Origin of the sequence: Natronomonas sp. CBA1123 (genome assembly GCF_009741925.1) — an archaeon.
In the GTDB taxonomy this organism is placed as follows: Archaea; Halobacteriota; Halobacteria; order Halobacteriales; family Haloarculaceae; genus Natronomonas.
The window spans coordinates 1-22,520 of record NZ_WPCC01000026.1 but is presented as its reverse complement, the minus strand read 5'-3'; the positions used below and the strand labels follow the sequence as shown (position 1 = coordinate 22,520).

22 protein-coding genes are annotated in these 22,520 nt (G+C 64.6%); 5 read left to right on the top strand and 17 right to left on the bottom strand.

Going from position 1 to position 22,520, the window contains the following annotated elements; translation table 11 throughout:
- Window positions 1–30 precede the first annotated feature (30 nt).
- Genes GJ631_RS12055 through GJ631_RS18625 form a run of 3 tightly spaced genes read left to right on the top strand, consistent with a single transcriptional unit; the run spans window position 31 to window position 1,165 of the window.
- On the top strand, window positions 31–444 hold the full coding sequence (locus tag GJ631_RS12055) for a VOC family protein (protein WP_156709399.1): 414 nt from the start codon (window positions 31–33) through the stop codon (window positions 442–444).
- A 42-nt stretch (window positions 445–486) separates the two neighbouring features.
- The gene (locus GJ631_RS12050; protein ID WP_370518652.1) at window positions 487–966 is read left to right on the top strand and encodes a DUF456 domain-containing protein; all 480 of its coding nucleotides are present in this window, start codon (window positions 487–489) and stop codon (window positions 964–966) included.
- 37 nt (window positions 967–1,003) lie between these two features.
- Window positions 1,004–1,165: a hypothetical protein gene (locus GJ631_RS18625; RefSeq protein WP_197425021.1), complete on the top strand. Its 162-nt coding sequence runs from the start codon at window positions 1,004–1,006 to the stop codon at window positions 1,163–1,165.
- Window positions 1,166–1,178: 13 nt separating this feature from the next.
- On the opposite strand, the gene arsN2 is transcribed toward GJ631_RS18625, so the two are convergent.
- The 14 genes from arsN2 to GJ631_RS11980 all read right to left on the bottom strand — a co-directional run bounded on the left by arsN2 (window position 1,179) and on the right by GJ631_RS11980 (window position 17,070).
- Window positions 1,179–1,622, bottom strand: coding sequence for an arsenic resistance N-acetyltransferase ArsN2 (arsN2, locus tag GJ631_RS12045; protein WP_156709398.1), 444 nt, complete (start codon window positions 1,620–1,622; stop codon window positions 1,179–1,181).
- 71 nt (window positions 1,623–1,693) lie between these two features.
- The gene (locus tag GJ631_RS12040) at window positions 1,694–2,431 is read right to left on the bottom strand and encodes a bifunctional helix-turn-helix transcriptional regulator/GNAT family N-acetyltransferase (protein WP_156709397.1); all 738 of its coding nucleotides are present in this window, start codon (window positions 2,429–2,431) and stop codon (window positions 1,694–1,696) included.
- 52 nt (window positions 2,432–2,483) lie between these two features.
- Entirely contained in the window at window positions 2,484–2,888 is a 405-nt protein-coding gene (locus GJ631_RS12035) for a hypothetical protein (protein ID WP_156709396.1), read from the bottom strand.
- Window positions 2,889–4,550: an FAD-dependent monooxygenase gene (locus tag GJ631_RS12030; RefSeq protein ID WP_156709395.1), complete on the bottom strand. Its 1,662-nt coding sequence runs from the start codon at window positions 4,548–4,550 to the stop codon at window positions 2,889–2,891.
- Window positions 4,543–6,171 (bottom strand): electron transfer flavoprotein subunit alpha/FixB family protein, encoded by a 1,629-nt coding sequence (locus GJ631_RS12025; protein ID WP_156709394.1) that lies wholly within the window; start codon window positions 6,169–6,171, stop codon window positions 4,543–4,545. Before GJ631_RS12025 ends, GJ631_RS12030 begins: the two co-directional genes overlap by 8 nt.
- Before the next feature lie 2 nt (window positions 6,172–6,173).
- The gene (locus tag GJ631_RS12020) at window positions 6,174–7,028 is read right to left on the bottom strand and encodes an electron transfer flavoprotein subunit beta/FixA family protein (protein WP_156709393.1); all 855 of its coding nucleotides are present in this window, start codon (window positions 7,026–7,028) and stop codon (window positions 6,174–6,176) included.
- A 123-nt stretch (window positions 7,029–7,151) separates the two neighbouring features.
- Window positions 7,152–7,481 (bottom strand): ferredoxin family protein, encoded by a 330-nt coding sequence (locus GJ631_RS12015; protein ID WP_156709392.1) that lies wholly within the window; start codon window positions 7,479–7,481, stop codon window positions 7,152–7,154.
- Between the two features lie 46 nt (window positions 7,482–7,527).
- Window positions 7,528–9,243, bottom strand: coding sequence for a glutamate--tRNA ligase (locus GJ631_RS12010; RefSeq protein ID WP_156709391.1), 1,716 nt, complete (start codon window positions 9,241–9,243; stop codon window positions 7,528–7,530).
- A 75-nt stretch (window positions 9,244–9,318) separates the two neighbouring features.
- Window positions 9,319–10,920: a long-chain-fatty-acid--CoA ligase gene (locus GJ631_RS12005; RefSeq protein WP_156709390.1), complete on the bottom strand. Its 1,602-nt coding sequence runs from the start codon at window positions 10,918–10,920 to the stop codon at window positions 9,319–9,321.
- A 256-nt stretch (window positions 10,921–11,176) separates the two neighbouring features.
- Window positions 11,177–12,202, bottom strand: a complete 1,026-nt coding sequence (gene idsA3, locus GJ631_RS12000; RefSeq protein WP_156709389.1) for a geranylfarnesyl diphosphate synthase — start codon at window positions 12,200–12,202, stop codon at window positions 11,177–11,179.
- Window positions 12,199–13,545: a ribonuclease J gene (locus GJ631_RS11995; protein ID WP_156709388.1), complete on the bottom strand. Its 1,347-nt coding sequence runs from the start codon at window positions 13,543–13,545 to the stop codon at window positions 12,199–12,201. Before GJ631_RS11995 ends, idsA3 begins: the two co-directional genes overlap by 4 nt.
- A 296-nt stretch (window positions 13,546–13,841) precedes the next feature.
- Complete coding sequence (locus tag GJ631_RS11990; protein ID WP_197425019.1) at window positions 13,842–14,630, bottom strand: GIDE domain-containing protein; 789 nt, start codon at window positions 14,628–14,630, stop codon at window positions 13,842–13,844.
- 59 nt (window positions 14,631–14,689) lie between these two features.
- The gene (locus GJ631_RS11985; RefSeq protein ID WP_156709386.1) at window positions 14,690–15,499 is read right to left on the bottom strand and encodes an SDR family oxidoreductase; all 810 of its coding nucleotides are present in this window, start codon (window positions 15,497–15,499) and stop codon (window positions 14,690–14,692) included.
- 68 nt (window positions 15,500–15,567) lie between these two features.
- Complete coding sequence (locus GJ631_RS11980; RefSeq protein WP_156709385.1) at window positions 15,568–17,070, bottom strand: class I adenylate-forming enzyme family protein; 1,503 nt, start codon at window positions 17,068–17,070, stop codon at window positions 15,568–15,570.
- Window positions 17,071–17,177: 107 nt separating this feature from the next.
- Here GJ631_RS11980 and GJ631_RS11975 point away from each other — a divergent pair, with 107 nt between their 5' ends.
- Window positions 17,178–18,314, top strand: a complete 1,137-nt coding sequence (locus tag GJ631_RS11975) for an acyl-CoA dehydrogenase family protein (protein ID WP_156709384.1) — start codon at window positions 17,178–17,180, stop codon at window positions 18,312–18,314.
- Here GJ631_RS11975 and GJ631_RS11970 read toward each other — a convergent pair whose 3' ends face one another.
- Window positions 18,315–19,220, bottom strand: coding sequence for an MBL fold metallo-hydrolase (locus tag GJ631_RS11970; RefSeq protein ID WP_156709383.1), 906 nt, complete (start codon window positions 19,218–19,220; stop codon window positions 18,315–18,317). It lies immediately after the preceding gene.
- Window positions 19,221–19,303: 83 nt separating this feature from the next.
- On the opposite strand from GJ631_RS11970, the gene GJ631_RS11965 reads away from it, so the two are divergent.
- Entirely contained in the window at window positions 19,304–20,803 is a 1,500-nt protein-coding gene (locus GJ631_RS11965) for a class I adenylate-forming enzyme family protein (protein ID WP_156709382.1), read from the top strand.
- A gap of 109 nt (window positions 20,804–20,912) precedes the next feature.
- Here GJ631_RS11965 and GJ631_RS11960 read toward each other — a convergent pair whose 3' ends face one another.
- Together GJ631_RS11960 and mvk are read right to left on the bottom strand one after the other, a co-directional pair.
- On the bottom strand, window positions 20,913–21,641 hold the full coding sequence (locus GJ631_RS11960; protein WP_156709381.1) for an isopentenyl phosphate kinase: 729 nt from the start codon (window positions 21,639–21,641) through the stop codon (window positions 20,913–20,915).
- Window positions 21,638–22,520 (bottom strand): mevalonate kinase (gene mvk / locus GJ631_RS11955; protein ID WP_156709380.1); only part of this gene is annotated, 883 nt, incomplete at its 5' end. The genes mvk and GJ631_RS11960, both read right to left, overlap by 4 nt.

The following is a 22,520-nucleotide window of genomic DNA, read 5'->3' as shown; positions in this document are numbered from 1 at the left end:
TTTTTCAACTGGCGAACCGACACTCGACCGATGGAGCACGACCACGCCGACCCCGACAGCGCGGGCCAACTCCACCACGTCGAACTGTACGCGGCCGATTTCGACGCCGCCGTCGATTTCTGGGAGTGGTTCCTCGGCGAACTCGGCTACGAACTGAAGAACGACTGGGCGGACGGCCGTTCGTGGAAAAACGACCCGACGTACATCGTTCTCGTGTCGGCCGACACCGACAACCACCCTTTCGACCGGACTACGCCCGGACTGAACCACCTCGCCTTCCATGCCGCCTCCCGCGAGCGGGTCGATGCACTCACCGAGGCCGTCCGGGACCGCGAGGACGCGACGGTACTGTACGAGGACCGCCATCCCTTCGCCGGCGGCTACTACGCGCTGTACTGTGAGGGACCGGAGGGCGTAAAGCTCGAAGTCGTCGCCCCCGAGTAATCGGCCCAGTAGCGTTATCCACTCGCCGCCAAACATCCGAACGTGCTCCCCGTCGACCCGCTGTACGTCGCCGTCGTGCTGCTCGTTGCAGCCGTCGCCGCCAGTTTCGTCCCCTTCGTCCCCGGCGGCGCGCTCTCTATCGCCGGCGTCGGCTACTACTGGTACGCCACCGGCGAGCCGAACCTCCTCGTCGTCGCACTCCTCGTCTCAATCGGCCTGCTGACGCTCGCCGTCGACTGGCTGGCCGGGGCGCTGTCGGCCCGATACGGCGGCGCCTCACTTCGGACGACGGCCATCGCCGCCGTCACCGGGTTCCTGTTGCTGTTCGTCCTCGGCCCGCTCGGCGTCGTCGTGGGCGTCGGCGGCACCGTCTTCGTCGCCGAGTACTACCGGCACGGCGACGTCGAGCGTGGACTTCGGACGGCGGCGTACGCCACGGTCGGGATGCTCGCCTCGTCAGTGATGCAGGCGCTGTTGTCCGGGGTCGTCCTCGTCGGATTCCTCCTCGCCGTGTTCGTCTGACCACAACGGCTGTTAGCCGGGGGGTCCTACGATGGGCATGGAGTGTACGGAACCGGACTGTGAGGAGACGGCAGCCGTCGAGCTCCACATCCCGTGGGCCGAAAACAGGGTGGTGTGTCCGGGACACGCCCGCGTTCTCGCCCGGCAGGACGGCGTCGTCGCAGACCCGCTGCCGGACGCCGGCGACGAGTGGCCCTGACCGATTGGTGTCGCTACAGCGACTTCTTCATGCAGGTAGCCGTCGAGGGACAGAACTCCTCGAACTCGCGTGTCTTTCGGACGGCATCGGGCGCCGATTCGCGGTCGATTTTCGTGTAGCCTCCTTCGGCGAAGAAGTCGGCGGCGGTCGTCGTGAGCAGGTACAGCGTGTCGACGCCGTCGGCGCGGGCCTTCGCCTCCAACGCCGCCCGGAGCGCCTCGCCGTAGCCCCGTCCTCGAACGCTCGTTTCGACGACGACCGACCGAAGGAGGGCGTCGTCGCCGGCTGATTCGATGCCGCCGACTCCGACTCGGTCGTCGCCGTCGAAAGCGACGTAGAACCACTCCTGGTTCGACCGAACGTCCTCGACCGGCAGGTCAGCCGCTGTCAGCAGGGTTTCGACATACTCGAGTGCCTCGGCGTCGGCGCCTCGAAGTCGCAGGCCGCTCTCGCTCATACGCGATTGTTTGGGCAGAGGGTGTAATACGGTATCGGCAAAAACGGCGGTCGCTGTGGCCTCCACTACCGTTACGCCAGCAGTTTCGCCATCATCACTTCGTCGAGGTACTCGTCGTCGATTTTGTAGTGTTTCTTCCGGATTGCCTCCGTCTCCCACCCGCGAGCCTCGAGGAAATCGATGGCGGCCTCGTTCGAGGAAGGGACGCTGTTGTACAGTTTCTCGAAGCCGTTGTCGAGCGCCCAGTCGACGCCGTGGTCGAGCAGTTTCGTCCCGATGCCGTGGCCGCGGTACTCGTCGATGACGCCGACGGTCAACTGCGCGGTGTGCTCGAGTTTCTCCAGTTCGGGGGCGTTGAGGTGGACCCACCCGACCACGTCACCGTGGACGGTCGCGACGAAGAACATCCGTTTTTGGAGTTCGTTGTGTCGCAACAGGACGTCTTCGCTTTCGACCACGTCGGCGACCGTCTCGCCCTCGATGTAGGTCTTATCGCCCAGCGCCTCTCGAATCGCGCCGACCAACCCGGTCAGGTCGTCCTCGCGGGCCGCTCGGATGGTGACTTCGAGTCCATCGTCGACGTAGGTCTCCTCGCTGTCGTCCTCGAAGGCGATTCGAAGGTCGCCCTCGTCAGTTTTGGAAACGATGCCGTCACGCCGAAGGACGGCGATGTGGTGGCCGAACGCCTCCGGACTCATGTTCAGTGCCCGACGCGTCTCGTCGTAGTCGGCCGTCCCGTACCGCTCGACGTACTCGTAGATGTCCTTGCGGTCCCGGTGGCTGAATTCGAGCTCGTCGGAGAACTGCATGAGGGTTGGTAGCACGAACCAGCATATAAAATTGTTGCCGGAGTCGAACTAGTTATATGTCGGTTTTCGATGCGCTCTGTGACCACGGCTTTCTGCGGTCTCTGTCCGGGACGTTCGTCAGCAGTATCGCGGTTTCACGGATGCTGTGGGTGTCGACGACCAGTTCTGCGGCCTCTCGGACGGTGAACGACGCCTCGAGGTCGACGCCGTAGCAGGCCGCATACAGGTCGAGCCAGTCGTTGAGCGCCCGCTCCAGCATGGCGAACTCGGCGTCGTCGAATCGGACCAGCTCGCCGGTCCGGGCTTCGATGTACAGCCCCACGACATCGCCGACGCCGTCGACGAGGTACTCGAGTGCGGTCTCCTCGTCGGGCGGGTCTACCGGCGGTTCGAACGACTCGCGGTCCCGTCTGGCCCGCTCGGACAGTTCGGCGATGCGGTCGCTGAGGTCGTCCATCTATCCGTCCTTGAACTCCACGCCCTTGCCGCCGGCCGGGTGTTCCCACTCCGTGTCGGCGACGACCGCGCAGGTACCGCACTCGACGCAGGGTTGGGTGTCGAGGCTGACGACCTTCTCCTCGCTGCCGTTGGTCTTGACGGTCTCCTCACGGTAACAGCCGCCGCCGAAGTCCTTCGCGCTGACCGGACAGGCGGCCACGGCGGCGCCGCTGGCCGCGAAACTGTTGTCGACCAACTCGATGTGGGGGTCCCCGACGTCGTAGGTCAAATCGCCGATTCGGTCGTCGAGTTCCGGCGGTTCGATGGTGTTTTCGGCGTCGATGCGTTCCCCGAGCACCTCCCCTACCACCCGCGGAACCGTCACGTAGGAGGTCCGGGTGTCCGGTATCATCCCCAACAGGAACGGGGAGTTGAACGCCCGCTCGATGGCGCCGTCGAAGAGTTTCACGCCGGCCCGGCCGACCGCCGAGTCGAGGACTCCGCCGGCTACTTTCGTCACCAGGTCGCTCTCCGAGAGGGTTCGAGTCATCCGGTACCGCTGGGGGCGGAGCTTGGCCATCACGCCCTCGTCGACGAGTTTCTTCTCGTAGAGGTCGCCCGCACTGTCGGGATTGCCACGGGATTTCGCCTCCGCGAACGCTTCGGCGGCCAAGCCGCCGGCGGTGACCGCGTGGTTCATTCCCTTGATTATCGGGCCCTGTGCCTGCATCTGTCCGGCGGCGTCACCGACCAGCAGTAGCCGACCCTGATGCGGCGAGGGGTTGGCCGCCTTCTTCGAGTCCGGGACCAGTTTCGCGGAGTACTCCCGCTCGTGGTACTCGCCGTCGAGCCACTGGTCCAACAGCGGATGTGTGAGCAGCGAATCGAGCAGTTCGTGCGGTTCGGCCTCCTCCTCGGTCAGCGAATCGAGGTGGAACACCGTCCCGATGGACAGCGAATCCTCGTTCGTATAGAGGAAGCCACCGCCGCGGACGCCCTGGAAGAGGTCCCCCGAAAACAGGTGGGCGACGCCGTCGTCCGATTCGACACCGAACCGGTCGTTGACGGCTCCGGGGTCCATATCGACGACGGCCTTGACGCCCTGGAACCACTCGTCGGGTTCCTCCCAGTCCATCAAGCCGGCGTCGCGTGCCAACTCGGAGTTGACGCCGTCGGCCGCGATGATGACATCGGCCGTAATCGGGTCGATTTCGTCGCAGGTGACGCCGACGATTTCTCCCTCCTCTCGGAGCAGCCCGTTGACCCGCACCTCGGTCAACAGTCCACCACCGGTGTCTCGGCACTTCTCGTGGACGCGTTCGGCGAGCCACGAGTCCATCTGCCGTCGGAGTACCGCGTCACACCACTCGGTGTCGTGGTGGTGGATATCCGAGAGGTCGAACGTCTTGACCTTCTCGCCGGCGAGGTTGTGAATGTAGTACTCCGAGATGGGTCGCTCGGCGGCTTCCTCGCGGAACCCATCGAAGATGCTGTCGATGGTGTAGGGCGCCGATTCCTCGGCGTAGATGAGGCCGCCCGAGACGTTCTTCGACCCGGCGTCGACGCCGCGTTCGAGGACGAGCGTTTCGACGCCTGCTTCGGCCAGCGTCGCCGCTGCCGCCGCTCCGCCGGGGCCGGCACCGACGACGACCGCCTCGAAGTGCTCGTAGTCGTCAGTCATCGCTCACCTCCGCGACCGCACGGGAGAACTCGCCCTCCTTGAGTGCCTCTGTCAGCCGCGGTAACACCTCGAAGAGGTCGCCCTCGATGTAGTAATCGGAGAACCCTCGGATGTCGGCGTCGGGGTCGGTGTTGATGGCCACGATGGTGTCGGATTCGTCCATGCCGACCTTGTGCTGGACCGCTCCGGAGATGCCGGCGGCGATGTAGAGGTCGGGTTCGACGACCTGTCCGGACTCGCCGATTTGCCGTTCCTCGGCGACGTAGTCCTCGACGTGGCCGTCGAACTGATAGGAGGCCGTGATGACCCCTCGGGAGAGACCGAGGTCGGCTTCCTCGAAGGCGTCGGCGAGTTCGAGACCCAGCTCCATTCCCTTCGTCGGGTCCTCGCCGATGCCGCGGCCGAGTGCGACGACGACCTCGTTGCCCGTCAGGTCGACACCGCCCTCCAGTTGGTCGTAATCCGTCACCTCGACGTGGAACCATTCCTCGGACAACTCGAGTTCGTGTTCGACTATTTCGCCCTCCCGTTCCGGGTCGGGGTCGGGCAAATCGAACGTTCCGGGAATGACGCTCGCACCCTGTGGGTGGAAGTCCCGGTGGGGTTTGTCGATACAGAGAATCGTCGAGTACTCGAAGCCCGAGAAGTCCGGTCGCGGCATGTGGAGGACGCGCTCGAACACCTTGTTGTCGCCCGGCGTCCCCGTCTTCGCCGGATTCGAGATGGTGGCCGAATCGATGTAGAGGTCCGAGCAGTCCGATGCCAGCCCCGAATCGAGTTCGGCCTGCACCAACGCCGAGAGGTCCCGGCCGTTGTTCGTCGCCGGGAAGACGGTGTATCGCGGTTCGTGATAGTCGCGCCACTCGAAGTCGCTGTCCCGACACATCGAACAGAAAATCTCGGTGTAGGGCTTGTGTCGGAACCGTTCGAGACGTTCGTCCTCTTGATAGACGACGCGGTCGGCGCCGTAGGCGACGGCCTCTTCGGCCAACTCCGAGACGTCTTCGCCGATGAGTACCGCGACGACGGCCTCGTCTTCGTCGTACTCCTCGTTGTAGCCGGCCATCAGTTCGCTGGCCTTCCCGAGAATCTCCTTGGAGGCGTCTATCAACTCGCCCTGTTGGGTCTCACAGTACACCCACATATCCCGGTAGTCGCCGTCGACGGTTCCCTCGACCCACCGCTTTTCCGACGTGGGGTGGTCGAGTTCGGGGTACTTCTCCTCCGGCGGGACGTACTCGACTTCCGCCGCCTCGCCGTCGTCGTCCTGTGTCAGGTCCTCGATTCGATTCTCGATTTGAGAGATGGCGGATTTCCGTTCCTTTCCGTCCCGTTCGCGTTCCAAGATGTCCTCGAGAACGTCGACGTCTTCGATGCCTCGAACGAGGTTCGCGATGTCCGCGACGGTCAGTTCGGTCAAATCAGCCTCGCTCGGGTCGGGCTCCTCGTCGTCCGCCGAGAGTTTCTCGATTCGGCCCTCGATGAGCGTCTTCACCGGGTCGCGGTCCTCCCCGCCTTCTTCGAGTTCGAGCATCTCCTCCAACTCATCGAGGTCCTCGACGTCCTTGATTTTCGGTCCCAGTTCCGCGATTTCGTGTTCGGTCGGGTCTACAGATACCATGGTCAGTCACCTGCCGCGAACGGCTCCATCTCCTCGAGTACGTTTCGCATACCTTCCTCGTCGTCCGGTGTGACCGTCGTCGCCTCGCGTTCGGAGGGTGCCTTCGGAATCGGGTCGACGCCGGAGACGATAGTCGGCGAGCCATCGAGTCCGATGTAGTCGGGGTCGAGATTGAGGTCCTCGTGGTCCCACACCGTCACGATGTCCTCGTAGTCCTCCGCGCGCCGTTGGGTCTTCTCGCGGAGTTCCTTGTGTTTGAGCCGGTGTTCGGCCTTCCGATAAGTCGGCTCGAACTCCGGGTCGGTGACGACGAACGCCGGGAGGTCGGCTTCGACGGTCTCTATCTCCTCGACGTCACCCTTGACCAGTCGCTTCGCCCGGAGCCGACCTGCCTCCTCGTCGATGTCTAGAGCGATGACGTGGGTGACAAGCGGCCAGCCGAGACACCAGTTCGTCTGGGGGCCGGTGTGGCCGGTCTCCCCGTCGGCACTCTTGAAACCCGCGAACACTAGGTCCGGCGTCTCCTCGAGTTTCTCGATGCCGGTCGCGACGGTCATGGCCGTCGCCCACGTGTCGGCGGCGCCCATCTCGCGGTCGGAGAGCAGATACAGGTCGTCGGCGTACACGTCCCGCATCCCCTCCTGGAGGATTTCCTTGTAGCCCGGCGGGCCCATGCTCATAAGCGAGACCGTCCCGCCGTGACGTACCTTCGTCTGTAGTGCCGCCCGCAGCGCGAACTTGTCGTTCGGATTCATCACCGTCGGCGTCTTCCCTCGTTCGAGGTGGCCGTCCTCGTCGAAGGACACTTGCCCTTCCCGGAAGTCGGGAACGCCTTTCGTCAACACGAGTGTGTTCATTGGTACCTCATCACCTGTGGCAAATACTGCTACCGCTCCCTAATAGTTGTTAGTGCGGAACGGAAGCGAAAAACGCGATAGAAGGCTATAGAGAGGGGCTACCCGAGGAGTGCGGCGAGGCTATCAGGTTCGGCCTGCACGACCGGGGTCGACGTCGATGGCGTCGACCGGACAGACGTCGACACACAGCATGCAGTCGATACACTGGTCCTCGTTGGTCGGATTGGCCTTGATTTCGCTCTCGGGGTGGTCCGGGGAGTCGACCCACTCGAATACGTCGACTGGACAGTCCTCGAGGCAGGCGCCGTCGGCGATGCAGATGTCGAAATCGACGGCGACGTGCGTGCCCCGAATCCCCAACTGCTCAGGCGGGTCGGTCGGCCCCCACACGTCGACGTCGTGTTCCTGCCCCTCGTTTTCTCGATTTTGCTCGAAGTTCGGGTCGATGGCCATTGCTACCTATCACCAACACTGGGCGGGACTTAAACGTTCCCGACGTTCAGGGATGTGCGAAGTAGGCGACGGTCTCCTCGTCGGCATGGTCGTCCACTCGCGCGAAGCCGATGCGCTCGAACTGGACGACGTCGTCCGTGTCGTAGTCGGCGAGCCCGGGTTCGGCGTGGCCGGTCTCGTCGCCCTCCATCGTCCGCAGTCGGAGCGGGACGTTCTCGTCGGCCGGCACCCAGTGGACCACGTCGACGCCCTCCTCCCGGACGATATCGAGGTCCTCGCCGGTGAACTCGAAGGCGTCGCGAGTGTGACGGACCGGACCGAGCCCCTTCAGCCAGACTCGCTTGCCGTTCGGCGGCACGTCCTCCGGTTCGACGAGGACGGCGCCGCCGACCGGAATCGACCGGTTCCCGCGGTCCTCGTGGTCGGGATGAATCGGCGGTTCGCCGACATCGGGGCCGCCGAGGACTGTCTTTTCGACGCCGTCGCGGACGAAGAAGGCACGGTCGGATTCGTCGTCTATCAGCTCGCGGTTCTTCGCGTACACCGACGACATCGCGAGGTCGACGTTCGAGGTGGACGTGCCGAGTTCCGTCATCGCCGCGACGATGGCCTCACCGCGGATGCCGCGCCGCCGTAAACTCGCGACGGTCGGCGCCCGGGGGTCGTCCCAGCCGTCGAGTTCGCCCGAATCGACGAGTTCCTTGATGGTCGACGTCGACATCTGCACGTCGTAGGCGTCTATCTGGACGTGTCCCCAGTGAAGCACCTCGGGGTACTCCCAGTCGAAGTAGTCGTAGACGAACCCCTGTCGCTTCGCCGAGTCCTGCAGGTCGATTCCCCGGATGATGTGGGTGATGCCGAAGAGGTGGTCGTCGATGCCGGACTGGAAGTCCAGCATCGGCCAACAGCGGTACTCCGACGCTTCTTCTCGCGGGTGCGGCGTATCGACCATCCGGAAGGCGACCCAGTCGCGCAGCGCCGGGTTCTTGTGTTCGATGTCGGTCCGAACGCGGAGGACCATCTCGCCGGCGGCGTACTCGCCGTCTATCATCGCCTCGAACTCCTCGTGGGTCGTCTCGGCGTCCTTCTCGCGGTGGGGACACGCCTCGGCGTCGTTTTTCAACTCCGAGAACGTCTCGCCGCTGCAACTGCAGGTGTAGGCGCCTCCTTCGTCGATGAGGTCCCGCGCGTAGTCGTAGTACGTTTCGACGCGGTCGGAGGCTTTGACGACCTCGTCGGGTTCGAAGCCGAGGTAGTCGATGGCGTCGAGAATCTCGTCGTAGGCGTCGAGGTCCGGTCGCTTCGTCTCGGGGTCGGTATCGTCGAAGCGACACAGCATCCAGCCGTCGTACATCTCCTTGTAGGTCCCGATGACGGCGGGCATCCGGGCGCTACCGAGATGCCACGGACCGTTCGGGTTCGGCGCCAGCCGCATCCTGACTTCGTCGTACGCTTCGACGTTCGGCAGGTCCGGCAACGGCTGGTCGTCTTCCTCGTCGTCGGCATCGAGTTCCTCGAGCCGTTCGGGAGCGAGTTCGGCGAGTCGCTCGCGTTGCTCCTCGGTCGAGCGGCCGTTGACCCGCTCTATGACGGGTGCGATGACGCCGGGAATCTCGTCGCTGTGTTCACGGAACTCGGGGTTCTCGCCCATCAGCGGCCCCATTATCGCGCCGACCTGTGCGTCGCTGTCGTGTTTGAGCGCGTTGAACAGCGCGGCCGTCTCGGCCTCGCGTTCGACCCGCTCTCGGAGGTCGTCGTCCATTGACGACGACTTCCCCGGGCAGCACCAAAACATCGTGGATTCCGACCGGGGGGAGCGGTCGGGGCAGGCCGTCGACTACTCCTGGCCGACCCGACGCTCCTCGTCGTCCCAGTACCGCTCTCGGAGTTCGTACTTCTGGACCTTGCCGGTCGCCGTCTCCGGGAAGTCGTCGACGAAATCGACGCTGGTCGGCGCCTTGTAGTTCGCCAACCGCTCCTTGACGAAATCGATGAGCCCGTCTTCGGCCAGGTCGGCTCCGGGTCGTTCGACGACGATGGCTTTCGGCGTCTCGCCCCACTTCTCGCTGGGGACGGGGATGACGGCGGCCTTCATCACGTCCTCGTGGTCGTAGAGGGCGTCCTCGACTTCGATGGAGGAGATGTTCTCGCCGCCGGAGATGATTATGTCCTTGCGGCGGTCCTGGATGGCGACCATGCCGTCCTCGTCGATGGTCGCGAGGTCGCCGGTGTGAAAATACCCCTCGATGCGGTCGCTGAACGCCTGCTCCGTCGCTTCGGGCTTGTTGAGATAGCGGTCCATGACCTGGTTGCCGTTGACGACGATTTCGCCGATGGTCGTCCCGTCTCGGGGGACGTCGTTGCCGTCCTCGTCGACGACCCGAACATCGGTACAGAGGGTCTCCGAGCCCTGTTTGACCTTCAGGTCACGACCGCGTTCGGCCAGCCGTCGGGGCGAGTTGCTGGTCGTGATGATGGGCGCGGTCTCGGTGAGGCCGTAGATGTGGATGATGCGCCAGCCGAACTCGTCTTCGACGGTCTCTATGGTCGCCGTCGCGGGGGCGCTCCCGGCCGTCGCGATGCGCACGTCACGGTCACCGGTCGTCACGACATCCCCGTCGTTGTCCTCGTGAAACTGGATGAGGTTGTTCAGCACCGTCGGCGCCCCACAGAGGAAGCTAACGTCGTACTCCTGGATGCGATGGAAGGTGTCGGCGGCGTCGAAGGTGCGCTGGCAGACGTGGGTCCCGCCGGTGCCCGTGATGGCGTAGGTGTGGCCCCAGCCGTTGCAGTGGAACATCGGCAGCGTCCACAGGTAGGTGTCGTCGTCGCGAATCTCCATGTGCTGGTTGAGGACCAGTGCATGCCAGTGTTCGGTCCGGTGGGTCCGAACGACGCCCTTCGGGTCGCCGGTGGTACCCGAGGTGTAGTTGATGCTCGCGTCGTCGTCCTCGGCGATATCCGGGCGGTCGGGTTCGGCGGTCGGTTGCCCCGAGAGTTGGTCCTCGTAGTCGTCCCACTCCCCGTCGATGCGGCCGGCCTCGTAGCCGATGAAGTGGTCGGCGGCTACGTCCTCACGGATGGGTTCGACCTCCTCGGCGAAGTCGTAATCCGCGATGACGACGTCGGCCGCACAGTCGTTGAGGATGTACTCCAGTTCGCCGGCGGTCAGCCGGTAATTCATCGGGACGAAGACGCCGCCGAGTTTGTTCGTCGCGTAGAGCGTCTCGATGAAGTAGTGGGTGTTCGGCGCCAAAAGCGCCACACGGTCGCCCTTTTCGACTCCGCGCTCCTCGAGGGCGTGGGCCAACCGGTTGACGCGGTCGTTGACCTCCGCGTAGGTGTATTCGCTCCCGTCGTGAGCGACGACTCCAGTCACGTCGTCGTAGATGTCGACGGCCCGGTCTAGGAAGTCCGTGGTGCGCATCTCTCGCTTCATGAGCCTTGTCGGTCAATATCAATCACGAACCTCAAAGCTCTTGTCACGAACCTGTCAGCAGATGGCGAACAGGCGGAACGAACCGCACCCTTTCGACTATCCGTATTCCACACTCCCGTCTCGGCGGATAGCCGGCGAATCGTCAGGGCATGGGCCCTCTGGTCGCGCTATCTTTTATAAAAAGTCGGGCGGCGTGTCTTTTTCATCGAGGTGGTTCGAGAGTCACCGTCGGTGAGCAACCGTGGAAAAAGGGGTCTTAGTACCCGCGCTCGACGAGGTAATCCGCGATGGATTCGAGCAGTTCGCGGGACTCACCGTCGGGAAGCACTTCGAGTCGCTCCTTGCCGCTCTCGACGAGGTCCTGTGCCATATCGCGGGCGAAGTCGATGCTGCCGGCGTTTTCCAGCGTCTCGACGGCGGCTTCGATTTCGGCCTCGGTCGGGTCCTCGGAAACGAGGCTCTCCACGTCGATGCCCTGGTCGCGAGCGTGCAGCGTGATAATCGTCCGCTTGCCCTCGATGAGGTCCGACCCACGCTGTTTCCCCAACGTGTCGCTGGGGACGGTCAAATCGAGGAGGTCGTCCTGAATCTGGAACGCCCGACCGATGTCGAGGCCGTAGCCGTGGAGCGCGTCGACAGTCTCGTCGTCGGAACCCAACAGAATGGCGGGTATCGACGCCGCCGCCGCATAGAGGACGGCGGTTTTGAACTCCACCATCTCGAGGTACTCATCTGTCGTCACGTCCCCACGGTTCTCGAAGTCAACGTCCAGCGCCTGCCCCTCACAGATTTCGGTACAGGTGGTGGCGAGTTCGTCGAGCGCCTCGACGCTCCGCTCGGCCGGTGCACCGGTGTCGAGCATGTATTCGAAGGCCTTCGAATACAGCGTGTCCCCGGCGAGGATTGCGGTTTCGAGGTCGTACTCGCGGTGGACCGCGGGGACACCGCGCCGAAGGTCGTCGTCGTCCATGATGTCGTCGTGGATGAGGGTGAACGACTGGATGACCTCGATGGATACGGCTGCTGAAAGTACGTCCACTTCCTCACCGGCGGGCGACGGGAACTCGCGGTACTCGGCGTCGAACGGTTCCACGCCGGAGATGGCCTCAGCAGTGAGCAGTAAGATGGTCGGCCGGAGTCGCTTTCCGCCCGCGTCCAGCAGGTATCGGGAAGCGGCGTACAGTCGCTCGGGTTTTTGAACCGGCAACTGCTCGGTAATCGCCTCGTTGACGATTTCTCGTCGCTCCGCAATCGCCGATTCGACGCGGTCTGAAGAGCTCATTCCGTCAGCTGAATCGTGTTCCCGTTCTCGGTGATGTGGAGGTCTCGACCGACGCTGTAGCCCTGATTCCGCGCGAGGTCGACGTACGGCGAGAAGCCCTTCATGTCTTGGTGGGCCGGGATGATGTTCTGGGGCTGGAGCGCTTCGAGCATCTGGAAGTGGCCCTCGGTGTTGAGGTGCCCGGAGACGTGGATGTCGTCGTAGATGCGGGCGCCCTGCATGCCGAGCAGTTTCTCGGCCTGGTAGCGCTGGCCTTCGTTGGTCGGCTCGGGGATGACCCGTGCCGAGAAGACGACTTTGTCGCCGTTGTCCAGTTCGTACGGCGTCTCGCCGCGGGCCATCCGGGTGAGCATCGCTCGTGGTTCGCCCTGGTGGCCCGTCACGACGGGGAGGTAGTTCTCCTTGCCCTCGTTCATGATGCGCTTGAACGTTCGGTCGACGGACTTCCGGTGGCCGTACATCCCGAGGTCACTCGGGAAGTCCACGAAGTCCAGCCGTTCGGCAGTCCCGGAGTACTTCTCCATCGAGCGGCCCAACAGAACCGGTTGGCGGCCGATGTCCTCGGCGAACTCGACGAGGGACTTCACGCGTGCGATGTGGGAACTGAACGTGGTGGCGACGATGCCGCCGTCGTAGTCCTCGAGGGAGTACAGCACGTCCTTCAGTTGCTCGCGGGCGACGGACTCGGAGGGCGTCTTGCCCTTCTTGCCGGCGTTGGTACAGTCCTCGATGTAACAGAGGACGCCCTCGCCCTCGCGACCGATTTCCCGGAACCGCTTCATGTCGATGGGGTCGCCCAACACGGGCGAGTGGTCCATCCGCTTGTCGAGACCGTAGACGACCGCGCCCTCCGGCGTGTGGAGCACGGGGTTGATGGCGTCGATGATGGAGTGGGTGACGTTGACGAACTCGAGTTCGCACTTCTCGCCGATGGACATCGTGCTGCCGGCTTCCATCTCGACGAGGTCGTTCTGGACGCCGAACTTCTCCTCGCTCTCGATTTGCTGTTCGACCAGTGCGATAGTGAACGGCGTGGCGACGATAGGTGCGTCGTAGCGGTGGGCGAGCTTCGAGATGGCGCCGATGTGGTCGAGGTGGCCGTGGGTCGGTACAATGGCCTGTACGTCGCCCTCGATGTCGCTCATCACGCGGTCGTCCGGGATGGCCCCCATGTCGATGAGGTCCAGACTGTGCATCCGTTCGGTCTCGACGTTGTCGTGGATGAGCACCTTCGAGAGGTTCAGACCCATGTCGAAGATGACCACGTTGTCGCCTGCCCGTACCGCCGTCATCTGTCGTCCGACTTCCTCGTAGCCGCCGATTGTCGCGATTTCTACTTCCATAGTTGAGAGCCGAGAGACCGCTCTCCGGACTCACGAACGAGCGACCGGCTTCCGCAGGGCCGTCTATGACGGACGCGACACCGACCGATTCGGTGGGCCGGCGGTCGGAACCGACGAGGCAACCGTCGCGGCAACGCCGCCACGTTCCTGCCCAGTCGACCGTCTCCCGCCAGCGTCTGCCGGTCGCCCATACGTGTCCGGGGCGACCGTTGCTCGGTTATCCGAAGCTTCTATCTCTGGGGTTAAAAAGTACGTGGGTCGGACGAACTCACGCTGTAGCGTCTCTCCGCCGGCGATTACGGTGGAAGCGCCGTCGCTGCCACCACTCCGAGACCGACGAGGGCGACGAGTCCGCCTGCCCCGGCGTACAGCAGCCAATCCCGTCTATCCGCGACGAGCTCCGACTCGGTGCTGTCGGCGACGAGGAACAGCTCCGCGTCGGGGTGGCCGTCGTCGGCCGACTCGACCAACTCGAAGTCGTTGGCTCCGAACGTCTCCGCGCCGACTCGGGTCGCAGTTCCGTGGACGTACACTTCGTCGCCGGGGTTCAGGAGTCGTTGATGATATTTTCGGTCACCGACCTGCGTTCCCCAGTCGAGGGCCTTGATGAGTGCCTCGTCGGGGTCACCGGGCGTCGAATCGAGGTCGAGAAACCGCTGTATCGCCTCGGGTGGATTCTCGTCGACGCCAACGTGAGTTGTCCCACGAGGACCGGAGAGTTCGACCGTCGCCTCGCCCGGTCGAACCAACACGCGGTCGGTGCCGTCGTCGACGTAGAAGGGCGTCGTCACGGTCCCCTGTCCCTCGGTTCGCCAACTGGAGTGTTTCCCCGACTCGTCCCACTCCTCGATTTCCCACTCGGCGAGGAGACACGATTCCTCGGAAAACGGTGCCGGGAGCGGGCCATCGTCGCTCCGTTCTGCAGTCCCGACCACTTCGGCCGGCCCTGGAGTCAACCGCAACACGTCCGTCGTCTCGGTGCCCGCGATGACGCTTCGCTGTCGGCGCCGGCGCCAGCCGTATCCGACGCCGAGAACGCCCACGGCGAACAACAGCGAGCCGAGAACACCGACGACGAGGCTCACGCCGAACCACCACGGATGGAGGGCATAGATGGCGGTCGGAGCGGGAGGGAAATCAAACCCTAGTACGGCGACGGCAACAGCAGGTGCCCGCCGTCGACGGCATAGTAACTGCCGGTGACGTACGCCGAGGCATCCGACGCGAGGAACACCGCGAGCGGTACGCAGTCGCCCGCGGTCCCGAAGCGGTCGGCCGGGACGGTGTCGAGTATCTGCTCCGGGAGCGCGCCGCCGGCCGCTTCGGTGACGCCCTCCGTCTCGATGATACCCGGTGCGATGGTGTTCGCGCGGACGTTGTACTTCGCCCATTCGCTCGCGACCGTCTGCATCAGGTTGTGGACGCCGGCCTTCCCGGCCCCGGAGTGGCCGTGGAACGGCGCGCCGTGGACGGAGTTCGTCGCCCCCATCGCGATGATGGAGCCGCCGCCGTTGTCTATCATGTAATCGCCGACGCTCATCGTACAGTAGGCCGTCCCGTCGAGGATGGTGCCGACGACGGCCCGCCACCCGTTCGCCGAGAGGTCCTCAAGTGGCGTCAGGAAGTTCGCGCCGGCGTTGTTGACGAGAATCGAGATGTCGCCCAGTTCGTCGAGAACCGTATCACGCATCGCGTCGACCTCGTCTTTCTCGCGGATGTCGACGGTCGTCGCACAGGCGTTCTGGCCCTTCTCCTCGACGGCTTCGGCGACGGGTTCGAGGTGGTCCATGTCCCGAGAGGCGACGGCCACGTCGGCGCCGTGGTCGGCGAAGGCCAGCGCCATCTCCTCGCCGATACCGGTTCCGCCGCCCGTGATGAGCGCGGTCTCTCCGTCCAGCAAGTCGTCAGCGAAGATGTCGGTACTCGGTGGCGTCTCCGGCCAATCGTTCGGCATGCGAACAACCCCCGCAGGGAGCCAGTATTAATCCGTCGTCTCCCACTACCGGGGGATTAATACGGGCGTCAGAAATCGTCCCGAAGCGACACCTTGTCGATTTTCCGCGTGGAGGTCTTCGGCAACGCCTCGACGAACTCGATGCGGCGGGGGACCTTGTAGTCGGTCAACCGGCCACGACAGTGCTCTTCGACATCGTCGGCCGAGAGTCCGTCCCCGACGACGACGGCGGTGACCGTCTCGCCGAGTCGGTCGTGTGGCGTCCCGATGACGGCTACCTCGACGACGCCGTCGAGTTCGTAGATTACGTCCTCGATTTCGCGGGGATAGACGTTCTCGCCGCCGGTGATAATCATGTCGTCGATGCGGTCCTCGACGAAGAGGTGGCCGTCCTCGTCCATCCGGGCGATGTCGCCCGAGCGGAGCCACCGTTTGCCCTCCCGCCGAACGAAGGCCTCCTCGTTCTTTTCGGGCATCCGGAAGTACCCCGGCGTGACGGTGTCGCCGTGCCACAGCAGTTCGCCCTTCTCGTCGGTGCCGACGGCCTCGCCCGTCTCGGGGTTCTCGATGCGTACGTCGACGACCTCCGTCGCCGGCGGGCCGATGCTGCCTGCTTTCCGAACGTCTTGTCCGGGTCGGTTGATAGCTGCCAGCGGTGTCGTTTCGGTCATGCCGTACCCCTCCAAGAGCGTCACGCCGAAGGTCTCCTCGACGGTCTCGATGCGCTCTTTCGGCATCGGCGACCCGCCGACGCCAATCAATTCCAGCGAAGAGAGGTCGTAGTTGGACACGTCCCGCTCCAGTAAGTCGATGACCATCGTCGGAATGAAGAAGGCGTAGGTGGCGTCGTGTTCGGCCATCGTCGCGAGGGCGGCGTCGGGGTCCCACTCCGGCAGGAAGTGGTTCTCCGCGCCGACGGTCAAAAGCGGCGTCGTCGAGACGTTCAGCCCCGAGACGTGGAACAGCGGACACACCGTCAGCGTCGTCGTGTCCTTCGACCACCCCATCGCCTCGACGAGGCCGCGGGCGTTCGTTCCGAGGTTCCGGTGGGTGTGTTTGACGCCCTTCGGCCGACCGGTCGTTCCGCTGGTGTACATCAACTCCGCGAGTTCGTCCTCCTTCCGCGGATAGGCGTCGTACTCGGTGTCGGCGGCTCCGACGAGTTCGCGGTAACTGTGACCCTGTTCGCCGTCGGCGACGATGAGGTGTTCCAGCGACGGCACGTCCAATCCGGCGAGCACGTCCTCGAACTGGCCGTGTGTCACCGCCGCGACCGCCCCCGAATCCTCCAGTACGTACTGTATCTCCTCGCCCTGAAAGCGCATGTTGATGGGGAACGGAATCGCACCGCGTTTCATCGCGCCCAGATACGCGGTCATGAAGCCGATACTGTTCGGCAGGTACAGCGCGACCCGGTCGCCCGCCTCGACGCCGAGCGATTCTAAGGCGTTCGCGAAGGCATTGGTTTCTCCGGCCAACTCCGCGTAGGTGACTTCCCGCGTGTGGTCGGTCATCGCCAGTCGGTCGGGTGCACTGCGAGCTATCGCATCGACGTGGGTGGCAAAATTCATGCTGTGTGCTAGTATACATCATTATTGATTAGTGTTACGCCACCACATCTTCCGGCAGTACCTGCGAACGTCGGCAGGATTAAACTCTAATACTCGTTGGTAGTTTCATGGTTAACTTCGGCTTTTCCGAACAGGAACGCGCCGTCAGGCAGACCGCCCGCGAGTTCGCCGAGAACGAGATTGCCCCCGTCGCACGTCACCACGAGGAGACCGGCGAGTGGCCCGAGGAGGTCTGGGAGAAGGCGGTCGATGCGGGACTCGTCGGTGGCACCATCCCGGAGGAGTACGGTGGTGCCGGCCTCTCGCAGGTCGAGACGTGTCTGTTCATGGAGGAGATTTGCCGCGTCGACGCGGGCATGCTCGCTGCCATCGGCACGGAGTTCGGCACCCGGATGATTCGGGAGTACGGCACCGACGAGCAGAAGGAGTGGATTCTCCGCGGCGTCGCCGAGGGCGACCTCATCGGCGCGCTCGGCAACACCGAACCGAACCACGGCTCGAACGCCGCCGGCATCGAAACCACCGCCGAGAAGGATGGAGACGAGTACGTCATCGACGGCGTGAAGACGTTCATCACTCACGGCACCATCGCGGACTACGTGTTGACGATGGCCCGTACTGGTGGTGAGAGCCACGGCGGCATCTCGGCGTTCATCGTCGAGACCGACCGCGACGGTTTCGAGGTCGAAAGCGAGATTCACAAACTCGGCTGGAACGCGAGCGAGACGGCGCAACTCCGCTACGACGGCGTGCGCGTCCCAGAGGAGAACCTCGTCGGCTACGAGGACGCCGGGTTCTACCAACTCATGGAATTCTTCGAGGAGGAGCGCGTCGGCATCGCCGCACAGGCCCTCGGTATCGCACAGGGCTGTCTCGAGGAGACCATCGATTACGTCTCCCAGCGCGAACAGTTCGACCGCGAACTCCGGGAGTTCCAGGCCGTCCAGCATAAGGTCGCTGACATGGGGATGAAAGTCGAACTCGCTCGTCGGCTCGTCTACGACGCCGCCCAGCGCGTCGACGACGGCGAGAAGCCGACCAAACTCGCCTCGATGGCGAAACTGTACGCCAGCGAAATCGCCGAAGAAGTCGCCAGCGACGCCATCCAACTCCACGGCGGCAACGGCTACACGACCGACTATCCGGTCGAACGCCACTATCGGCACACGAAAATCTACCAAATCGGCGAGGGTGCAAGCGAGATTCAGCGCAACATCATCGCCAAGGAACTGCTCGACTTGTAGTCACGCGGCAGACATCTCGATTCCCTCCACCGTCACGTCGATACTGACTCGTCCCTCCGCTTCCAGGTGTCGCAGGTACTCGTAGACGACGAGCGTCAAGAACGGCGCCCGCGCCCCGTCGACACCGAGTTCTCGGGCGACGAACTCCCGTGCGTAACACGGGCCATGCCCGTCGAGAAAATCGAGCAGTCGGCGTTCTGTCGCCTCGGCGTTCGAAAGCGAGGCTTCGATTCGCGCCACCGGGTCGTCCATCGGTGGGCCGTGCATCGGCACCAGCGTTTCGGGGTCGAGGTCCCGAATCCGCCGTAGCGACTGCTTGTAGTCGCCTACGTCACCCAACAGCGGACCGTACTGGAAGCGGCCGTCGGGGTCGACGAGGTCCCCCGAAAACAGCGTTCCGCTCGGCTCGTGATGAAAGGCGAGGTGTGGGTCGGCGTGGCCCGGCGTCGAGACGGCCGTCAGTTCGTAGTCGCCACAGCGTACCGTGTCGCCGTCGCTCAGTCGGCGTTCGACGCGAATCCGTTCCTCAGCGTAGTCGTCGCGGATTGGAAAGTACACATCCCACGTCGAATCGTCGGCATCGAATCCACCGAGCAGTCGCGTCATCTCCTCGCGGGCACGCTCCAGGTAGCCGGCGTAGTCGTGGAGGATATCGACCGACTCTTCGGGGACTATGTGAGGCAACTCCGACAGCGCGTCGATGGTCTGGGAGCCCCCGACGTGGTCGATGTGGGGATGTGTAATCAACACGCGCTCGATACCGGCCAGTTCGTCGTCGAGGGCGGCGACGACGGCCTCTCGCGAGACGGGGTCGACGTGGCCGGTGTCGACGAGCGTATTGCCGATTCGGAGGACGTTGACCCCGCCGTACAGCGGTTGTGTGAACTCGAAGCGTTCGTACTCCATCGTCCGGTCAACGGCGCCGGGACCGAAAAGTGCTCTCTGGTATCGGGACCCACACTTATGCCGAGGCGCACACAGCAACGGCTATGAACCTCTACGAGCGCTTCGCACGACAGGCACGAAGCAACCCCAACGTCTCCGCGGTCGTCGACCCAGACGGCGAGGACATCACCTACGCTGCCCTCGACGAACGGGCCAAGTCCGTCGCCGCGTTTCTCGATAGTCGGACGGAACCCGGCGACCGCGTGGCAGCCTACATGCTCGACAATCCGACGGTCGTCGCTGTCGCGCTCGGAGCGTGGCGCGCCGGCTGTGTGTTCACGCCGGCCAACTACCGCTTCGGGGCGGAGGAGGTGGCGTACGTCCTCGACGACGTGGCTCCGGAAATCGTCGTCCACGACGCCGTCTTCGCCAGCACGGCCGAGGACGCTCTGGAAGCCGCCACCGTCGAACCGACCGTCCTGCAGGGTCACGCCGGTGCGTTCCGCTCCGAAGCGTTCGGTGCCCCCGAAGACGCCCCCGACCCGACGACGCGGCTGGACGACGACACCGCCATCGTCATGCACACCTCGGGCACGACGGGCGACCCGAAGGGCGTCGTCCAGACCCACCGCAACGTCGGTGCGCAGGTCGACGCCGGCATCTCGACGTACGACGTGACGCCCGATGACACCGCCGTCGTCTCCGTGCCGCTGTTCCACGTCGGCGGGTTCCACGGCGCGACGCTGATGGGGCTGTTCACCGGTGGGTCCGTCGTCATCCATCCGGCGTGGGGCGCCGCCGAGTGGGCACGGCTCGTCGCGGAAAGCGAAGCGACCATCTCGGGGCTGGTACCGGCGATGATGGTCGACGCACTCGGCGACGAGTCCGCCCGCGAACACGACACCTCGTCGCTTCGGATGTGTTTCTACGGCGGGAGCCCCGCCGCCGAAGCGACGCTGCAAGAGTTCGAGTCGGCCTTCGGCGTCGACGAACTGCTGAACTACTACGGCCAGACCGAGGCAGCGGGCCTGACCGTCGCAGGGACACCCGAGACGCCTCGGACAGAGGGCGCACTCGGACGGCCGGTCCCGACCGTCGAGACACGGGTGGTCGACCCCGAAACCGGCGAGGACTGTGACGAGGGCGAGGACGGCGAGCTGTGGCTCCGCGGCGACAGCGTCATGCCGCGCTACTGGGAGGCTCCCAACCGGACCGACCGGGCCTTCGACGGCGAGTGGTTCCGCTCCGGCGACGTGGTCCGACGGGAAGACGGGACACTGTACTTCGTCGACCGTCTCGACGATATCGTCCTTTCGGGCGGGGAGAAGGTCGCACCCTCCCGCGTCGAGAGCGTCCTCTCCGAGATGGACACCATCGACGCCGTCGCCGTGTTAGGCACGCCGGACGAACGCCTCGGTGAAGCCGTGACCGCTGCAATCGTCGGGGGCGACGAACTGACAGCCGACGCCGTCGAGTCCTTCTGTGACGACCACCCGGGACTCGCCGGCTACGAGAAGCCACGACGCATCGAGTTCGTCGACTCCTTCCCGCGGACCGGAAGCCAGAAAATCGACAAGACGGAACTGGCCGAACGGTTTGGATAGCTAACAGGCGGTGTCGCCGCTCCCCGACGCCACACCGCACGGTATCCGACGGCGCCGGGGCCGTTCACTCGGGCACGGGGCGTTTGGTACCGGCTTCGAATAAAAACCTTCAGCCGATTCGAGTGCCCGGTTGCCGTCCGTCGAGGAACGCCTCGAGACCGTCGATGCCGAAGACGTAGGCCTCGGCGTCGAGTTCGAGCAGTTGGCGGACTTTTCCGGCCATACCGCCGGTCACGTCCGTCTCGTCGCTCCCGCCGAGGGCGTCGGCAACGGCTTCGAACGAGTCGATGTGTGCGATGACCTCGCCGGATTCGTCGTAGACGCCCGGCACCGCCGAACACACGCCGACGCGGTCGGCATCGAGCGCAGAGGCAAGAGCGACGACCAGTTCGTCACCCGAGAGGATGGTCGCCCCTTTCTCGTCATGGGCGATGACATCGCCGTGGAGAACCGGGACGAACCCTTCCGCGAGCATCGTTTCGACGTGGCCCGTGGGTGCATCAAGGCGCCCGTTGGCGTCCCGTGAGGCGACCGATAACGGATGTACCGGTAGTGCGGGCGTCCCCTCCCCCGAGAGACCTTCCACGACGGCCGCGTTCAGCCGCTTCATCGCCCCGTGGATGGCTCGAACCGCTTCGTCGTCGTGCGTCCCGTCGGTCGTCGAGACGCCGTGTTCGGCGGCGTGATGGTGGCCGAAACTCCCCCCGCCGTGGACGACGACGATGTCTTCCCGTCCCGCGAGGGCCTCGACGGCGACGCCGAGGTTCGCCACGTCGACGGCTTCCGTGCCGTCCTTTTCGGTGATGACGCTCCCGCCGAGTTTCAGTACCGTGGTCATGATTCGGGTTCCGCTCTGACACCTTCGGTGTCCAACTCCGCCCGGAACGCCTCCTCACAGCCAGGGGTGTACTCGAGGGCGGTGTGGGTCTGTTCGGTGCGGTCCAGGGCAACGATACAGCCACCGCCACCGGCGCCCGTGAGTTTCGCTCCGAGAGCATCGGCCTCTCGTGCGGCCCACACCATCGTGTCCAGCGTCCGTGCCGAGACGCCGAGTGCCGACAGTAGACCGTGGTTGAAGTCCATCAGTCGACCGAGTTCCTCGATGTCGCCGTTCCGGAGCGCGCCCTCGCCGTTCCGAACGATGTCGCCGATGGCCTCGACCGTGTCGGCGGCGAAGCCGTACTCCTCTTTGAGGGCCCGGACGCCGGCGACGAGTTCGCCGGTGTCACCGGTTCCGCCGTCGTAGCCGATGACGAAGGGGAGATTGGGTGGGTCCTCCAGCCGTCGGCAGTCGTCGCCCTGCACGCGGACGGCCCCGCCCATCGCCGAACAGAACGTGTCGGCACGGGAGGCTTCGCCGTCCTGTACCTCGTGTTCGACTTGATAGGCACGGTCTGCCAGTTCCTCGGGAGCGAGGTCGGTCCCCAGCGCCCGCGTCGCAGCGTCGATGCCGGCGACGACGACGGCAGCAGAGGACCCCAATCCGGCACCGAGCGGAATGTCGCTCTCGACGGTGATGTCGAAGCCCGTTTCGGGCGCGTCGGCGACCTCTCGGGCCTGTTCGACGGCGCCATCGATGTAGCCCATCGCCGCCTCCACGAGCGGCGTCGGAACGTTCACGTCCGGTCGGTCGTCGGCGTCGCCGCCCCACGTCACCGTGAAGCCGTCGAGCGTCAGGTCCTTGGCCTGCACGCGGAGGCGGTCGTCGTCGCGGGGG

What these genes read in the sequence shown, in the direction of transcription:
- GJ631_RS12055 (WP_156709399.1), top strand. Translation starts at nt 31, where the DNA reads ATGGAGCACGACCACGCCGACCCCGACAGCGCGGGCCAACTCCACCAC.
- GJ631_RS18625 (WP_197425021.1), top strand. Translation starts at nt 1,004, where the DNA reads ATGGAGTGTACGGAACCGGACTGTGAGGAGACGGCAGCCGTCGAGCTC.
- arsN2 (WP_156709398.1), bottom strand. Translation starts at nt 1,622, where the DNA reads ATGAGCGAGAGCGGCCTGCGACTTCGAGGCGCCGACGCCGAGGCACTC.
- GJ631_RS12040 (WP_156709397.1), bottom strand. Translation starts at nt 2,431, where the DNA reads ATGCAGTTCTCCGACGAGCTCGAATTCAGCCACCGGGACCGCAAGGAC.
- GJ631_RS12035 (WP_156709396.1), bottom strand. Translation starts at nt 2,888, where the DNA reads ATGGACGACCTCAGCGACCGCATCGCCGAACTGTCCGAGCGGGCCAGA.
- GJ631_RS12030 (WP_156709395.1), bottom strand. Translation starts at nt 4,550, where the DNA reads ATGACTGACGACTACGAGCACTTCGAGGCGGTCGTCGTCGGTGCCGGC.
- GJ631_RS12025 (WP_156709394.1), bottom strand. Translation starts at nt 6,171, where the DNA reads ATGGTATCTGTAGACCCGACCGAACACGAAATCGCGGAACTGGGACCG.
- GJ631_RS12020 (WP_156709393.1), bottom strand. Translation starts at nt 7,028, where the DNA reads ATGAACACACTCGTGTTGACGAAAGGCGTTCCCGACTTCCGGGAAGGG.
- GJ631_RS12015 (WP_156709392.1), bottom strand. Translation starts at nt 7,481, where the DNA reads ATGGCCATCGACCCGAACTTCGAGCAAAATCGAGAAAACGAGGGGCAG.
- GJ631_RS12010 (WP_156709391.1), bottom strand. Translation starts at nt 9,243, where the DNA reads ATGGACGACGACCTCCGAGAGCGGGTCGAACGCGAGGCCGAGACGGCC.
- GJ631_RS12005 (WP_156709390.1), bottom strand. Translation starts at nt 10,920, where the DNA reads ATGAAGCGAGAGATGCGCACCACGGACTTCCTAGACCGGGCCGTCGAC.
- idsA3 (WP_156709389.1), bottom strand. Translation starts at nt 12,202, where the DNA reads ATGAGCTCTTCAGACCGCGTCGAATCGGCGATTGCGGAGCGACGAGAA.
- GJ631_RS11995 (WP_156709388.1), bottom strand. Translation starts at nt 13,545, where the DNA reads ATGGAAGTAGAAATCGCGACAATCGGCGGCTACGAGGAAGTCGGACGA.
- GJ631_RS11985 (WP_156709386.1), bottom strand. Translation starts at nt 15,499, where the DNA reads ATGCCGAACGATTGGCCGGAGACGCCACCGAGTACCGACATCTTCGCT.
- GJ631_RS11980 (WP_156709385.1), bottom strand. Translation starts at nt 17,070, where the DNA reads ATGAATTTTGCCACCCACGTCGATGCGATAGCTCGCAGTGCACCCGAC.
- GJ631_RS11975 (WP_156709384.1), top strand. Translation starts at nt 17,178, where the DNA reads ATGGTTAACTTCGGCTTTTCCGAACAGGAACGCGCCGTCAGGCAGACC.
- GJ631_RS11970 (WP_156709383.1), bottom strand. Translation starts at nt 19,220, where the DNA reads ATGGAGTACGAACGCTTCGAGTTCACACAACCGCTGTACGGCGGGGTC.
- GJ631_RS11965 (WP_156709382.1), top strand. Translation starts at nt 19,304, where the DNA reads ATGAACCTCTACGAGCGCTTCGCACGACAGGCACGAAGCAACCCCAAC.
- GJ631_RS11960 (WP_156709381.1), bottom strand. Translation starts at nt 21,641, where the DNA reads ATGACCACGGTACTGAAACTCGGCGGGAGCGTCATCACCGAAAAGGAC.